9 protein-coding genes are annotated in these 14,096 nt (G+C 64.3%); 7 read left to right on the top strand and 2 right to left on the bottom strand.

What is annotated here, in order from left to right; genetic code table 11:
• Positions 1 to 31 precede the first annotated feature (31 nt).
• The 3 genes from OE856_RS07485 to OE856_RS07475 are packed head-to-tail and all read left to right on the top strand — an operon-like array spanning position 32 to position 3,423.
• Positions 32 to 1,180, top strand: a complete 1,149-nt coding sequence (locus OE856_RS07485; protein ID WP_263715454.1) for a Gfo/Idh/MocA family oxidoreductase — start codon at positions 32 to 34, stop codon at positions 1,178 to 1,180.
• Positions 1,173 to 2,219, top strand: a complete 1,047-nt coding sequence (locus OE856_RS07480; protein ID WP_263715453.1) for a Gfo/Idh/MocA family protein — start codon at positions 1,173 to 1,175, stop codon at positions 2,217 to 2,219. Before OE856_RS07485 ends, OE856_RS07480 begins: the two co-directional genes overlap by 8 nt.
• A gap of 4 nt (positions 2,220 to 2,223) precedes the next feature.
• Positions 2,224 to 3,423 (top strand): glycosyltransferase, encoded by a 1,200-nt coding sequence (locus OE856_RS07475; protein WP_263715452.1) that lies wholly within the window; start codon positions 2,224 to 2,226, stop codon positions 3,421 to 3,423.
• Here the strand turns inward: OE856_RS07475 and OE856_RS07470 are convergent.
• Positions 3,420 to 5,993: an AMP-binding protein gene (locus tag OE856_RS07470; RefSeq protein WP_263715451.1), complete on the bottom strand. Its 2,574-nt coding sequence runs from the start codon at positions 5,991 to 5,993 to the stop codon at positions 3,420 to 3,422. The genes OE856_RS07475 and OE856_RS07470 overlap by 4 nt on opposite strands.
• Before the next feature lie 259 nt (positions 5,994 to 6,252).
• Between OE856_RS07470 and OE856_RS07465 the strand changes: the two genes are divergently transcribed.
• The 4 genes from OE856_RS07465 (at position 6,253) to OE856_RS07450 (ending at position 13,098) form a co-directional block, all read left to right on the top strand.
• Entirely contained in the window at positions 6,253 to 7,032 is a 780-nt protein-coding gene (locus tag OE856_RS07465) for a WecB/TagA/CpsF family glycosyltransferase (RefSeq protein WP_263715450.1), read from the top strand.
• The gene (locus tag OE856_RS07460; RefSeq protein WP_263715449.1) at positions 7,022 to 8,278 is read left to right on the top strand and encodes a glycosyltransferase family 4 protein; all 1,257 of its coding nucleotides are present in this window, start codon (positions 7,022 to 7,024) and stop codon (positions 8,276 to 8,278) included. Before OE856_RS07465 ends, OE856_RS07460 begins: the two co-directional genes overlap by 11 nt.
• Positions 8,279 to 8,412: 134 nt before the next feature.
• A complete protein-coding gene (locus tag OE856_RS07455; RefSeq protein WP_263715448.1) occupies positions 8,413 to 8,682 on the top strand; it encodes a hypothetical protein in 270 nt (89 codons plus the stop codon).
• Between the two features lie 411 nt (positions 8,683 to 9,093).
• Entirely contained in the window at positions 9,094 to 13,098 is a 4,005-nt protein-coding gene (locus tag OE856_RS07450) for a PA14 domain-containing protein (RefSeq protein WP_263715447.1), read from the top strand.
• Between the two features lie 28 nt (positions 13,099 to 13,126).
• Here the strand turns inward: OE856_RS07450 and OE856_RS07445 are convergent, their stop codons facing one another.
• Positions 13,127 to 14,086: a sulfotransferase family protein gene (locus OE856_RS07445; RefSeq protein ID WP_263715446.1), complete on the bottom strand. Its 960-nt coding sequence runs from the start codon at positions 14,084 to 14,086 to the stop codon at positions 13,127 to 13,129.
• Positions 14,087 to 14,096: the final 10 nt, after the last annotated feature.

Below are 14,096 nucleotides of genomic sequence, written 5' to 3'. Positions count from 1 at the left end.
CGGCGTCAGATTCAAGTGATATGACCGCCCCATGACGAATATTGCAATCATAGGCACCGGGTTCGTGGCCGACCTGTATATGCGGTCGCTGGCCACCTTTCCCGATCTGCGGCTGGTCGGCGCGCATGATACCCGCCCCGATGCGCAGCGCCGGTTCTGCGATCACTGGAAGGTGCCGGGGTTCGATACCCGCGACGATCTGCTGGCCGCGCTTGGCGCTGACGGGATCGTGCTGAACCTGACCAACCCCGGCGCGCATTTCGAGGTCAGCAAGGCCTGCCTAGAGGCCGGGCATCACGTCTATTCGGAAAAGCCCCTTGCCACCCGCACCGAGGACGCCAAGGCCCTGTGCGCGCTGGCGCAGGAACGCGGGCTGATGATCGGATCGGCGCCCTGCAGCTATCTGTCCGAGGCGGCGCAGACCGTGGCCGCGGCGGTGCGCAGCGATGTGCTGGGCCGGCCCCGGCTGATCTATGCCGAGCTTGACGATGATTTCATCCCGCAGGCGCCCTATCGCAAATGGCTGTCGGAATCGGGCGCGCCCTGGCCGGCCGAGGATGAATTCCGCGTTGGATGCACGCTGGAACACGCAGGCTATTACCTGACCTGGCTGATCGCCACATTCGGCACGATCCGCACGGTGGTGGCGGCCTCGGCCCATGTGGTGGCTGACCTGCTGCCGGTCGAGGATGCCGCGCCCGATTTCTCAGTCGCGACGCTGTTCTTTGAAAGCGGTCTGGTGGCGCGGCTGACCTGTTCGATCGCGGCGCCGCATGATCACCGGCTAAAGATCATCGGTGACAAGGGCGTGCTGCAGCTGGACGAGGCCTGGAACAACACCGCCAAGGTCGGGTTCCGCAAGCGGTTCGTGCTGCGGCGCAAGCTGATCACCGCGCCCATCGCGCGGCGGCTGCGGCTGACCGACGACACCCACCCCAAGGTCGGGCGCTGGGGGGCTGCGGCGATGAACTTTGCCCTTGGCCCGGCCGAGATGGCCCGCGCCCTGCAAGATGGCCGCCCCAGCCGCGTGGGTGCCGACCTGGCGCTGCACCTCACCGAGGTGACGCTTGCCATTCAGAACGCGGGCGAGGATACCGGGGCGCAACGGATGACCACCCGCTGCGATCCCGTGACACCGATGCCATGGGCGCAGCAGATCAAGGGGCAGGCCAATGACTAAAACCCTGGGGTTGGGCATTGTCGGCACCGGCCGGATGGCCGCGCGGATGATGCAGACGCTGGCGCATGTGCCGGGGGTTCAGGCGGTTGCCGTGGCCTCGGGCGAACAGGCGCGTGCCCGTGATTTTGCCGCGCGGTTCGGTATTCAGGCCGCGCTGGGCGATGTGGCCGAACTGGCCGCGCGCAGCGATGTCGATGCGATCTATGTGGCGGGCCGCACCGGTGCCCATGCCGCCGCCGCCCGCGCCGCGATCGAGGCCAGGCAGCCGGTTCTGGTCGAAAAGCCTTTGGCCGCTGGCCGCGACGACGCGCGCGCCCTGACGGACGAGGCCCGCCGCCGGGGCGTGCTGTTGGTGGAAAACCTGTGGTGCCTGGCCCTGCCCGCGTGGCGCGAGATGGCGCGGGTTGTGACATCGGGCGATCTGGGTGCGCCGCTGCACATGGATTTTGCCTTTGGCTATCCTGTGACGCGGGCGGGCTATGGCTCGGTCTTTGACCCGGCTGATGGCGGCGCGCTGCGTGACCGGGGTATCTATGGCGTGTCGCTGGCGATCAGCCTGCTGGGTAGCGTGAGCGATGTTCACACAACCCTGCGCCGCGACGAGGCCGGGGCCGATCTGGGCGCTGACCTGATGTTGCGGCACGCGGGCGGGGCCACCTCGCATATCGCTGTCGCGCTGGATGCGCTGATGCATAATTCTGCCTCGGTGTCCTGCGCCGGGGGGCTTTTGCGGCTAGAGCCGCCCGTGGTCGGGGCCGAGCGCCTGTTGGTGCAGCCCATGGCCCCGCTGGGTGCGCCGGGGCAGGGCGGCGGCCTGGGCGACCGGCTGCGCGCGATGCCCGCGGCCCGCAAGATGGCGCAGAAACGCAACGCGCTGAAACCCGCATTTCACAGCTTTGGCGCCGATCAATACGCGCCGATGATGACCCATTTTCGCGATCTGGTGATCGGCAACCGCACTGAAAGCGACCTGATCCCGCATGATCTGTCGCTGGCCGCGCAGGATGTGCTGCATCGCGCCCGGGCAGAAAAGGACTAGGCCCATGCGCATCGGCTATTTCATGAACTCTTACCCGATGACCAGCACCACGTTCATCCGGCGCGAGATCCATGCGATCGAGGCGCAGGGCGTTGAGGTCACGCGCTATGCCATCCGCCCCTGGGATGCCGAGCTGGTCGATCCCAAGGATCAGGCCGAACAGGCGGTGACGCGCTATGTGCTGTCGGGCCGGGTGGGGGCGATGATCGGTGATTTCGCCCGCGAATGCGTGTCGAACCCCAAGGGCATGTGGCGTGCGATCTGCGGGCTGGCCCGGCTGATGCGTAACGCGGGCGGCGATGTGGTGCCGCATGTGGCCTATCTGCTCGAGGCGGTATCGCTGAAGCAATTCGCACAGGCCGATGGCATCGCGCATCTGCATACGCATTTCTCTACCAACTCGGCCGCCGTGGCGATGCTGTGCCACCGCCTGGGCGGGCCGGGCTATTCCTTTACCGCCCATGGCCCCGATGAGTTCGACGACTGGCACAAGTCGTCGCTGGGGCTAAAGATCCATGAATCGCGCTTTGCCGTGGCGATCTCGCATTTCTGCAAGTCGCAGCTGGCGCGTGCCTCGGGGATGGGAGCGTGGGGCAAGCTGCATATCGTGCGCTGCGGCATCGACGTGTCCGAGTTCTCCGAAACCGGCGCGCCCTTTGATGACGACGCGCCGTTCGTGTCGGTCGGGCGGCTGTGCCCGCAAAAGGCGCAGGTGCTGGTGATCGAGGCCGTGGCCCAGGTGGCCCGCACCCATCCCGAGGTGCAGGTGGTGCTGATCGGTGACGGTGAAAGCCGCGCCGAGGTCGAGGCCGGTATCCGCCGCCACGGGCTGCAAGACAACGTCACGCTGCTGGGCTGGCAGGCCAATGACCAGGTGCGCGCGCATCTGGGCCGGGCGCGGGCGCTGTTGCTGCCCAGCTTCGCCGAGGGCCTGCCCGTGGTGATCATGGAGGCCCTTGCGCTGGGCCGCCCGGCGATCTCGACCTATATCGCCGGTATCCCCGAGCTGGTCGATGACGGTTGCGGCTGGATCATTCCGGCGGGCTCGGCCGAGCATATCGCCCAGGCGATGCGCGAAACCCTAGAGGCCAGCGCCGGCGATCTGGCCGATCGCGGCGCCGAAGGCCGCGCGCGGGTGGTCGACCAGCACGATATCGAAAAGAACGCGGCGCGGCTGTTGGGCCTGATCCGTGACGCGGTCTAGGTGAAATACATCCGCCGCAGCCGCCACCAGGCATAGCCCAGCCAGGCTAGGAAAACTGCCATCGGCAGTCCCAGCGCGGCAATACCGGGCAGGCCCAGGATCCGCAGGATATCCTTGATCGGGATCACCAGCCCGTGGAACGCATAGACCGGCAGCGCCAGCCCGCCCAGCACGATCACCGCCTGCAACGCAAAGCGCATCACCCCCGGCAGCCCGGCCCAGACCCGCACCATCAGCAGCGTCGCGCCAAACAGCAGCGCCGAGAAGAAAAAGTAGAACGCCATGCCCATGCGCCCGCCAAAGAACGGCGCGCTGCGCGAGGCAAAGCTTTTCCCGGCATAGACCTCGAACCCGATGATCAGCAGTATCGCCATGCCGAACCCGCCCAGCACCAGCAGGGCCTGCCCGGCCTGTTTCATATCGCGTTGCCCGGCGAACCAATATCCCAGCGCGATCCCGGCAAAGACCAGCGACGAGGTCTGCAGATAGCTGTATTGCGCGACGATCATCAGGCGCGGCCATTCCAGCAGGCTGGGGGTGATGTCGGGCATCGCCTGGCGCGCCAGCACCAGCACCGGCCAGACCAGAACCGTGACCAGCAGCGCCCGCGCGATGACGAACCGGCCGGACAGGTAATCCAGCCACAGCCGCGCCGTGGCCAGCGCCAGCACGTAATAGGCCAGCACGTTATAGAACGACACCGCCACCAGATAGCCGTCGGGCGGCTTGCCCTGCATCCAGAACAGCACCAGCCGCACGGCGGCCATCAGCGCCAGCCCCGCCAGCACCAGCAGGAACGACGCCCGCAGCCGGCGCGAGGCGCTGGCGCGGTTGGCGGGATAGTCGGGCAGGAAGTAGTAACCCAACCCGATGCCAAAGACCGTGGCAAAGCCCTGCGTGCCCATCTGGTAGATCACCGCCAGCAGGCGCTCGGCCTCATTGGCGATGCCCAGACGGCCGAACAGCCCCGGCCCCCAATGCGAAATCAGCACCGTCAGCACCATCAGCCCGCGCGTGGCGTTCAGCGCCCAGCTTTTGACCGTCTTGTCGGGCAGGGTGGCAACGGCGGGGGTGGTCTGGGTGCCGTCTTCGATTTCCGCCACCTCGGCCAGCGGGCGGCCCTCTAGCGTGGCGCGGGTGGCGGCGCGGGAAAAGCCGCGCTCCATCACCAGGCCGATCTGCACGGCGCTAAGGCTGTCGCCGCCGGTGTCATAGAATGTGTCATGGGCCGCGATCGGCACCGGGCCGACCACCGATTGCCAGGCGCGGGCCACGCGTTGCTGGCCCTCGGTCAGATCACCCGAGGGCGCGGTTTCGGCGGTGGGCGCATCCGCGGGGGTAAAGGCTTCGCGCAGCTTGGCGCGTTGCACCTTGCCGGTGCCGGTCATGGGCAATGCGTCAACGGCCGACACATGCAGCCCGCCCGACTGGTTGATGCCGTTCTGTTTCAGCGCCAGCTCGGCCGCGGCGCGCAGTACCGGCAGGCGGTCGTGGGCGGCGGGCGCCACGGCCAGCAGCACGGCCTCGCCCCGCAGCGGATCGGCCACGCCGGTGACGGCAAACAGGCCCTCGCAACCCGCCAGAGCGACGATCTGCTGTTCCAGCTGCTCGGCGCCAAGGTTGACGCCGGCGATGTTCATCAGGTCATCCAGCCGCCCCATGAAATGCAGCGCGCCATCGCGGATCTCGCCCCGGTCCTTGGTGTGCAGCCAGCCCTCGGCATCACGCAGAGGCTTGATCGACCCGTCGCCCTGCAACAGGCCCAGCGCGACATGATCGCCGCGAATGCAGATTTCGCCCTCGGGGCCGATCTTGACCCCGGCGGGCGGGGTGGCGGTGCCGACGCTTTCCAGCTGATCAATGGGCGCGGCGCTGACATCCAGAAAGGTGCTGCGCGAGGCCTCGGTCAGGCCGTAATGCTGAATGATCCGGGCATTCGGGAAAAGATCGCGCATGGCGGCCTTTTCGGCGCCCGACATGTACTGACTGCCGATCTCGATCCAGCGGACATGCCGGCCCGCCTCGCCGATCACCTGCGGCGCGGCCAGGATCAGCCGCCACAGCGTCGGCACGGCCGAGATGGCGTTGATTTCACCGGCCAGCAGCATCTCGCGAATCTCGACCGGGTCGAACCGTTCGGGCAGGTAGAACGCGCCGCCGGCCGCCGCGATGGCGCGGATACGACCCAGACCAAAGGAATAGGTGACCGGGATGCCGACATATTCGCGCACGCTGTCATCCAGCCCCATCGCGGCGTTCAGACGCGCCACCGTGTCGGTGATGTTGCGGGGCGACAGCACGATGGCCTTGGGCAGGCCCTCGGTGCCCGACGAAAACAGGATCTGCACCGGCTGATCCGATGTCGAGGGCGCGAATGCCAGCCGCCCCCAGCCGCGCGTGTCGCCGCTGGGCCGGGTGTCGCTGACCGTGAGGCCGGTGTAGCGGCCCAGATCGATGCCCTCGCGCCGCACGGTGAAAAGCTGCCCGGTGTCGTACAGGCGAAACACCTCGGTCAGGAACTCGATCGAGTTGCGCCCCTCGACGGCGACGGTGTGCAGGGCGGTGCTCATGCCGGGGGGCCTTCGCGAAAACGGGGGAAACGGGCGGTGCGCATACGGGAAAACAACGTGATAAGGGTCGGCACAGTTATGGGTTACGCCTTGGCGGCTGTCAAAACCCGTAAACCTTAATGCCGTCAAGATTTTGGCAAAAACAGACAATAGAACCCGCCACAGGAAATTGTTGCGCGGCTGGTGTGGACAGCGCGTAATGGGTAAGCCATCAAGAAACGGGCCGTCAGGCCGGTAGCTACGGGGTATATGTGTTTTGGTGAAACAAGGGTCTCGGACGGTCGATTTCCTGTCGCTGGTGAACTGCCCCACGCAGGCCGCGCTGCTGCGCGAGATCGAAACCTGCCTGAAGGACGGGCGCGGATTTACCGTGGCCACGCTGAACCTCGACCATATCGTCAAGCTGCGCCACGACGCGGGGTTTCGTGCCGCCTATGGGGCGCACAGCCATGTTGTGGCCGATGGCAACCCGATCGTCTGGCTGCGCAAGATGGTCAACCGCCCGGTCGAGCTGGTGCCCGGGTCCGAGCTGATCGACCCGATCTGCGCCCTGGCCGCGCGGGTGGGGGCGCCGGTGGCGTTTCTGGGCTCGACCGAAGAAACGCTGGCGCTGGCGGCCGAACGGCTGGGCGCCAAATATCCGGGGCTGAACGTCGTGGCGCGGATCGTGCCGCCCTTTGGCTTTGATCCCAATGGCGCCGAGGTGGCCGATTATGCGGCCCAGCTGCGCGACAGCGGGGCGCAGGTCTGTTTCCTGGCGCTGGGCGCGCCGAAACAGGAAATCGTCGCCACCCGCGCTGCGCAGATCGCGCCGGCCTGCGGGTTCGTGTCGATCGGTGCGGGGCTGGATTTCATCGCCGGCTCGCAAACCCGCGCGCCGAAATGGGTGCGTGCCATCGCGATGGAATGGTTCTGGCGCATGGCCAGCAATCCCAAACGCCTGGCCAAACGCTATTTCGACTGTTTCGTGGTGCTGGGCGCGATGATCGGCCCGGCCATGCGTGCCCGCTCTGAGGGGGATCGGGCGGATGGCCGCTGACCGCCCCAAGGTTCTGATCGTGGCCCAGAACGCCGCGTCGCGCATTGGCGGCGAGGCCTTTCTGCCGGTCAAGTATTTCCAGATTCTGCGCCAGCGCGGCCACCCGGCCAAGCTGATCGCCCATAGCCGCAACCGGCCCGACCTGTCAGAGACGCTGGCGCCCTTTCTGGACGATGTGCATTTCATCGAAGACACCGCCTGGCACCGCAATGTCTGGCGGCTGGGCAAGCCGCTGCCCACGGCCATTCGCAAGCCGGTGTTTGGCAACATCGTCGGCCAGATCAACGAGGTGTATCAGAAACGCCTGATCCGCCAGCTGATCGCGCAGGGGCAGGTTGATGTCATCCACCAGCCGATCCCGGTGTCGCCGCGCGGGCCGTCCAGCATTCATGGCCTTGGCGTGCCGGTGGTGATCGGGCCGATGAACGGCAACATGTCCTACCCGCCCGGCTATGAGGACTACGACAGCCGCGCCGAGCAGATCTTTACCCGTGCCGCGCGCCACCTGGGGCCGCTGGCGAACCGGCTGATCCCCGGCAAACGCCACGCGGCGGTGTTGCTGGTGGCCAATGAACGCACCCGCGCGGCGCTGCCCGTGCGGCATCCGAATGTGATCGAGCTGGTGGAAAACGGCGTCGACCTGTCGGTCTGGTCGCAGCCCGACGAGGCGCCCGCGGCGGTGCCCGGCGCGTTGCGGCTGGTGTTCATGGGGCGGCTGATCCGGCTCAAGGGCATGGATTTCACCCTGCGCGCCATCGCCCGCGCCCGCGAGATGGGCGCCGATGTGACCCTGACCGTGCTGGGCGACGGTCCCGAGCGATCGGGGCTAGAGGTGCAGGCCGCGCGCCTGGGCCTGGGCGATCATGTGCGCTTTCTGGGCTATCGTCCCCAGGCCGAATGCGCGCAGCATCTGCGCCAGGCGGATGCGCTGGTGCTGGCCTCTCTGCATGAATGCGGCGGCGCGGTCGTGCTCGAGGCCATGAGCATGGGCCGCCCGGTCATCGCCGCCAATTGGGGCGGCCCGGCCGATTACCTGGATGACAGCTGCGGCATCCTGGTCGACCCCGCCCCACGCGACGATTTCGCCGACCGACTGGCCGATGCGTTTTTCACCTTGGCGAAAGCCCCCGAAAAACGGCATACTATGGGCGAGGCAGGCATTCGGAAAATCCACAGCCAGTTCGACTGGGAAAAGAAAGTGGACCGGATACTAGAAATCTATGACGCGGCGCTAAGCGGATCGTAAGCATCCGGATCGCCGCAAAAGGGCAGGCGATATGCAGCGCAAGACCGGTCGGATAATCCGGTATGGTGGGGGGCCGTCAGGCGGCACCCGCGATCATGCGAGGCGCGCGTCCTGCCCATCGGGTAGGGCTGGGCATGAAACATGAACCTCTGATCGGCGCGAACAAGGACGTCACCGTTCCGCAAGAGCTGCGCGGAAAACGCGAGGCGCTGTTCTATATTCTCAATCAAAAGGCCACGCCGGTTGATCCCGCGCCGCGGCCCCGTGTGGCCCAACCGGTGCTGATGCAGGGCGAACATGTTCCCAGCCCCGCGCCGCGCCGGCCCGCCGCGCTTAGCAACAAATCCTCCAAAAGCGATTTCGTCACTTCGCAGTGGCAAGACCACTTCAGCTTCAAGTTCTAGCGGCGGCGCCCTAGGCGAAATCCCCCCCACCTTCTGATCGATTTGGGCGGTAATCTGCCCAATTTCGGCGCCCCGCCCGCCATCGGTTGCGGGCCCAGACGCGCTTGCCCATACGGGAAGCATAACAAGCGCGTGGGGCCAGCCCCGCCATTTCAGGCAGTTCTTGGAAATCTGTGGCTTTCGTAACGGGTGACTCCGTGACGCATACCGGTTTGTGGCCGGAATGTGACCGGAGAAGGTGTGTCTAAAGTTTCCTAATAGCTTCAATTTTCGCGACTTTCGGGCCGATTGGTTCCGGGGGCGAAACGGGTCGTTAGGAGTTCTGCCGCATTTTTTTCACGAGCGCGCCGCGTTGAAACCAAACAGCTCGGCGACAAACCGACAAAACGAGGCAGATATGGACGTCCCGTCATGATGATTGAGCAGGTTACCAGCGACACTGAAAATGCGCTGTCTTTCACGATCGAGTACTATGTGCTCGACGATACCAAAGCGCGCATCCGAAAGCTGTCGGATGTCAATTTTTCGGCCGATCCGACCTTCTCGGTTGACTCGACGGTTGTAGACACGACCACCGCCTTTGATGCGATGCAGATGCCGGCGACCAATAAGCTGGCCATGCAAAGTCACGGCACGATCCGCATCACCCAAGCCGGCGAATATACCTTTTACATCACTGCCAATGGCAGCGCCGAACTGTCGATTGACGGCGTTCTTGGCAGCGAGACCATGTCCAAGTCGGGCGGCACGCAGTATCACGCGATCACCTTCCAGCTGGCCGAGGGCGACTATGACTTCGACCTGTTCTACCTGGCCTCGCGCGGCGACCCGCTGCTGACCTTTGAATGGATGGGCGCAGATACCAACGGCGAGCGTGTGCTGGTTGACGCCACGGCCTGGGCCGATCCGATTGATAATGGCGACGGCGACACGGGCGGCGAACAGCCGACCGACGGCGACACTGGTGGCGAAGAACCTACCGATGGCGGTACCGGCGGTGAAGAACCTACCGATGGTGGCACGGGTGGCGAACAGCCGACCGATGGCGGCACGGGTGGTGAAGAGCCTACCGATGGTGGTACCGGCGGCGAAGATCCTGCCGACACCGGAGCCGATGGCGGCGACCAGACCATGCGGCAGGGTCTTTATGCCGAATATCATACGATCGGTTCGTGGGTCAGCTCGATCTACAACATCAATTTCAGCGCCTTGCCCGATGCCACCGGCATCGTGTCCGAGCTGAATGTCGGTGGCAGCGATGTCGCCTTTTGGGAAGGTGGCCCGACCAACCGCTTTGCCGCCCGTTACTTCGGCGCGCTGAATGTCGAAACCATGGGCAGCTATACGATCTACCTGCGTTCGGACGATGGTTCGGCCCTGTTCATTGATGGCGAGATGGTCGTCGACAATGACGGCACCCACGGCGCGGTGACCAAGTCGATCACCCTCGACCTGACCGCCGGCGCGCACCAGATCGAGGTGCTGTATTTCGAGAAATCCGGCGGCCAGACCCTGAGCCTGGAATGGGAAGGCCCCGATTCGGGTGGCCAGCGCCAGGTGATTTCCGGCGACAGCCTCAGTGCCCTGACCATGGATGAGATGGAAACCGGCGGTGGTGAGACCGGCGGCGGCATGGATATGGGTGGCGATACCGGCGGTGAGACCGACGGTGGCATGGACATGGGCGGCGAAACCGGTGGAGGCACCGACGGCGGCATGGACATGGGTGGCGATTCCGGCACCGATGGCGGCATGGATATGGGCGGTGACACCGGCGGTGACGGTGGCATGGATATGGGCGGCGACATGGATATGGGTGGCGGCACCCATGACGGCCATGACGGCCATGACGGCGGCACCGGCTGGACCGGCACTGCCGGCAAGACCCAGGCCGAGATCGACGCCTATGTCGAAAGCGTCATGACGATGCCCGAGCACGCCATGCACATGGACGACATGACCAAGATGGTCGAACACGGTCAGGTTCTGAACCTGGTGCCCCGCAGCGGTGCGACCCATGTCGCGGTGAATGACGGCGACTGGTTCGACCCCGACACATGGTATAACGGCATCATCCCCGGCGACGGCGCCAAGGTTCTGATCCCCAGCGATATCTCGGTGCGTTACAACGGCGAAAGCGATGCCTCGCTGTTCACCGTGCGCGTCGATGGCGAACTGACCTTTGCCACGAATGTCGACTCGAAGATGGTGGTCGACACCATGGTCGTGACCCACGGCGCGCGGCTGGAAATCGGCACCGCCGACAACCCGATCGAAGATGGCGTCAACGTCAACATCGTGATCGCCAACAACGGAAACATCGACACCAGCTGGGATCCCACCCTGCTGTCGCGCGGCATCATCTCGCACGGCCAGGCCGAAATTCACGGTGCCGAAAAGACCGAATACCTGGAAGTATCGACCGCCCCCATGGCTGGCGATACCGTCATCCAGCTGCAAGGCATTCCCGACAACTGGAACATCGGCGACAAGCTGGTGCTGACCGGCACCCACAAGACCGGCTGGACCTGGGTCGGTGACCGCCTGCAATATATCGAAAGCGAGGATGAAGAGGTCTTTATCACCGCGATCAACGGCAACACGATCACGCTGAACCGCCCGCTGACCTACGATCACGACACGCCGCGCGAGGACCTGTTCGCCTATGTGGCCAACATGACCCGCAACATCACCGTGTCCAGCGAAGATGGCGACGCCACCCCGGTGAACCAGCGTGGCCACGTGATGTTCATGCACAATCAGGATGTCGATGTGCGCTTTGCAGGCTTTGTCGATCTGGGCCGCACCGACAAATCGCAGCCTGCATTCGATGTCGCCAGCCTGGAAACGGTCGAGTACGACAGCAACGTCAAGGGCCGGTATGCGTTCCACTTCCACCGCACCGGCACCGAGGATCAGGACAATCCGGCCATCGCGCTGGGCAACATCGTCGATGGGTCGCCCGGCTGGGGTTTTGTGCACCATTCCAGCAATGCCGATTTCATCTCGAACATCGCGTTCGACGTGTTCGGCGCGGCCTTTGCCGCCGAGGATGGTGACGAGACCGGCATCTGGTGGGAAAACATGGCCATCCGGTCCGAGGGGATCGGCTATGGCGCGCCCAAGGTCAAGGCGGGCGAGGATGTCGAACGTCATGATAACGGCCGTACCGGCGACGGGTTCTTCTTTGCCGGCCGCCTGGTTGAAGCGGCACATAACATCGCCGCGAACACGAACAATGGCTATGTCTGGATGACCCGCCGGTCTCCCGAGATGCCCGATGCCGACAATTTGGATTTCACTGAAATCGCCTATGGCAGCGAGAAAATGTCGGTCGACAAGGCGCCTATTCAGGGTTTCCACGATAACGAGGCCTTCGGCACCCACACCGGCCTGATTGTCATCAAGGCAGGCCCGGTACAGAAACACGATATTCGCACTGTCATGACCGGGTTCCTGAACTGGGAAACCTCGAACGGCACGGATATCACCTATACCTCGCATTACACGCTGAAAGATTTCGATCTGATCGGCACCTACAACACCGATCGCGTGGCCTCGACCGATACGGGCTTTAACTTTGGCCACCTGACCTTTGACCTGACCGTCAACGGCCTGACGATCGAGAACTTCAATGTGGGCATCGATTTTGAACAGCGCATTCAGGATACCGCTACGGACGAGGACATTGATCACAATCTGATCGACGTCGTCATCCTGAACACCAAAACCGATATGATCGGCTATGACCCCGCGCGCCACACGTTCCTGACCTCTGAGGATCTGGTCGAGGGCCGGCTGGAGTTCAATATGCAGGGCGCGACCACGCTGACGCTGAACGATCACCTGGTGTTCGATGGCATCAAGACCGACTCGATCGGATCTCGTGACCGGCAGTTCGAAGGTGACTACCAGTATGTCGACAACATGAAGGGCATCCAGGCCCTGTTGCAGCAAGAGGGCTATTACGAGACCGCCGATGGCCGCAAGGTGATGTTCGTCGAAGACTTCATCGCTGACCGCGCCACGGGCGAGCTGTATAAATTCGCCCATGTGATCACGCTGAATGCCACCGATGAGCAGCTGACCAAAATCGGCGCGATCAACAACGGCTTTATCGAGCTGGAAGGCGGCGCCCCGGTGACCGGCAATGATTACGCCGCCACCTATCAGGAACAGGCGATCGTGCTGGATGTTCTGGCTAACGACTATGATCCGGATGGTCAGGAACTGCGCATCGACGGGTTTACCAACCCGCTGCACGGCTCGCTGTATATGCAAGATGACGGCACGCTGCTCTATACGCCCAACCCCGACAAGGTCGGGACCGAGCGTTTCGAATATTGGGCGACCGACGATCACGGCCAATACACCAAGGGCTATGTGACGATCGACATCATGGCCATGGAGTTCTGATGAAACGGCCCGCCAAGGCGGGCCGTTTTCATTTCAGGTATTCGACCGACATTTCGTTCATCTGCGCGCGCAGCCGCTGATGCAGCCCACGCAGGCCCAGCTTGCGCGCCAGTTTTTCCATCAGGAAGATCCGCGCGCCAAAGCGCGAGATGCCCACGCCCCAGACATGGCGCTTGTTCTGCAAGGTCAGGGCCAGTCGCTCGACCACACCCGGCGCAGCGCCGGGGCCGGTGGGCTGATAGCCCCGCGCCAGCATCATGGCCTGCACACGGCCCTCGACCAAAGCCAGCTCGCGCGGGGTGGATTTGCGCCGCCATTGTTCCACCAGCGACACGTCGGGCGGGCTGTAGGTGGTGTTTTCGTGATAGCTCAGCATCGCCTCGGTAAAGGGCACGCCCAGAAAATCGCAGACCCGGCGCAGCGTGGTGTCGATGTCGCGAAAGAGATCCTCGTAGGTCAGGGTCAGCACTTGATCGGCGGGAAACCGCGGCGCGGTGGCATCCCAGTCGCGCTCGGTGCCGATCCAGTGCTCGACCCCGTGATACAGCGTGCCGGCCCAGCCCATGCCGATCGACGACCGCGCCACATCGCGCGGATCGCGCAGCATATGGATGATGCGAGCCCTCGGCAGCACATCCGCCACACGGCCGATATTGCGATGCAGGTTGATGGAAAGCAGTTTGCCCGGCTGCCGCTCTTGCAGCTGATCCAGGAAGCTTTCCAGCAGATCCAGCCCCTCGCAACCGGGCGTGATGGTCAGGCCCGTGGCGCGAAAGATCCGGCTGTTTTCTAGATCAGCCACGCGATAGCGCCAGCCCGTCGCATGGTTGGGGTCACGGTCGAGATAGTCGAACAGAAAGTCCATCTCGCCCGGATTGCCGATCTTGTCATGCGCGTTCAGCATCAGCCGGAACACGGTCGTGCCCGACCGCAGCGCACCGAACAGAAAGACCGGCGCGCGGTCAGAGCTGTGAGAAGGGGCGGTCATGGTGTCGTCC

Source organism: Actibacterium sp. XHP0104 (assembly GCF_025751515.1).
Lineage (GTDB): Bacteria > Pseudomonadota > Alphaproteobacteria > Rhodobacterales > Rhodobacteraceae > Actibacterium_D.
This window is presented reverse-complemented; position numbering and strand designations above follow the sequence as displayed.

Bases quoted from the DNA above. Each gene is read 5' to 3' on its own strand.
- OE856_RS07485 (WP_263715454.1), top strand. From the start codon at position 32: ATGACGAATATTGCAATCATAGGCACCGGGTTCGTGGCCGACCTGTAT.
- OE856_RS07480 (WP_263715453.1), top strand. From the start codon at position 1,173: ATGACTAAAACCCTGGGGTTGGGCATTGTCGGCACCGGCCGGATGGCC.
- OE856_RS07475 (WP_263715452.1), top strand. From the start codon at position 2,224: ATGCGCATCGGCTATTTCATGAACTCTTACCCGATGACCAGCACCACG.
- OE856_RS07470 (WP_263715451.1), bottom strand. From the start codon at position 5,993: ATGAGCACCGCCCTGCACACCGTCGCCGTCGAGGGGCGCAACTCGATC.
- OE856_RS07460 (WP_263715449.1), top strand. From the start codon at position 7,022: ATGGCCGCTGACCGCCCCAAGGTTCTGATCGTGGCCCAGAACGCCGCG.
- OE856_RS07455 (WP_263715448.1), top strand. From the start codon at position 8,413: ATGAAACATGAACCTCTGATCGGCGCGAACAAGGACGTCACCGTTCCG.
- OE856_RS07450 (WP_263715447.1), top strand. From the start codon at position 9,094: ATGATGATTGAGCAGGTTACCAGCGACACTGAAAATGCGCTGTCTTTC.
- OE856_RS07445 (WP_263715446.1), bottom strand. From the start codon at position 14,086: ATGACCGCCCCTTCTCACAGCTCTGACCGCGCGCCGGTCTTTCTGTTC.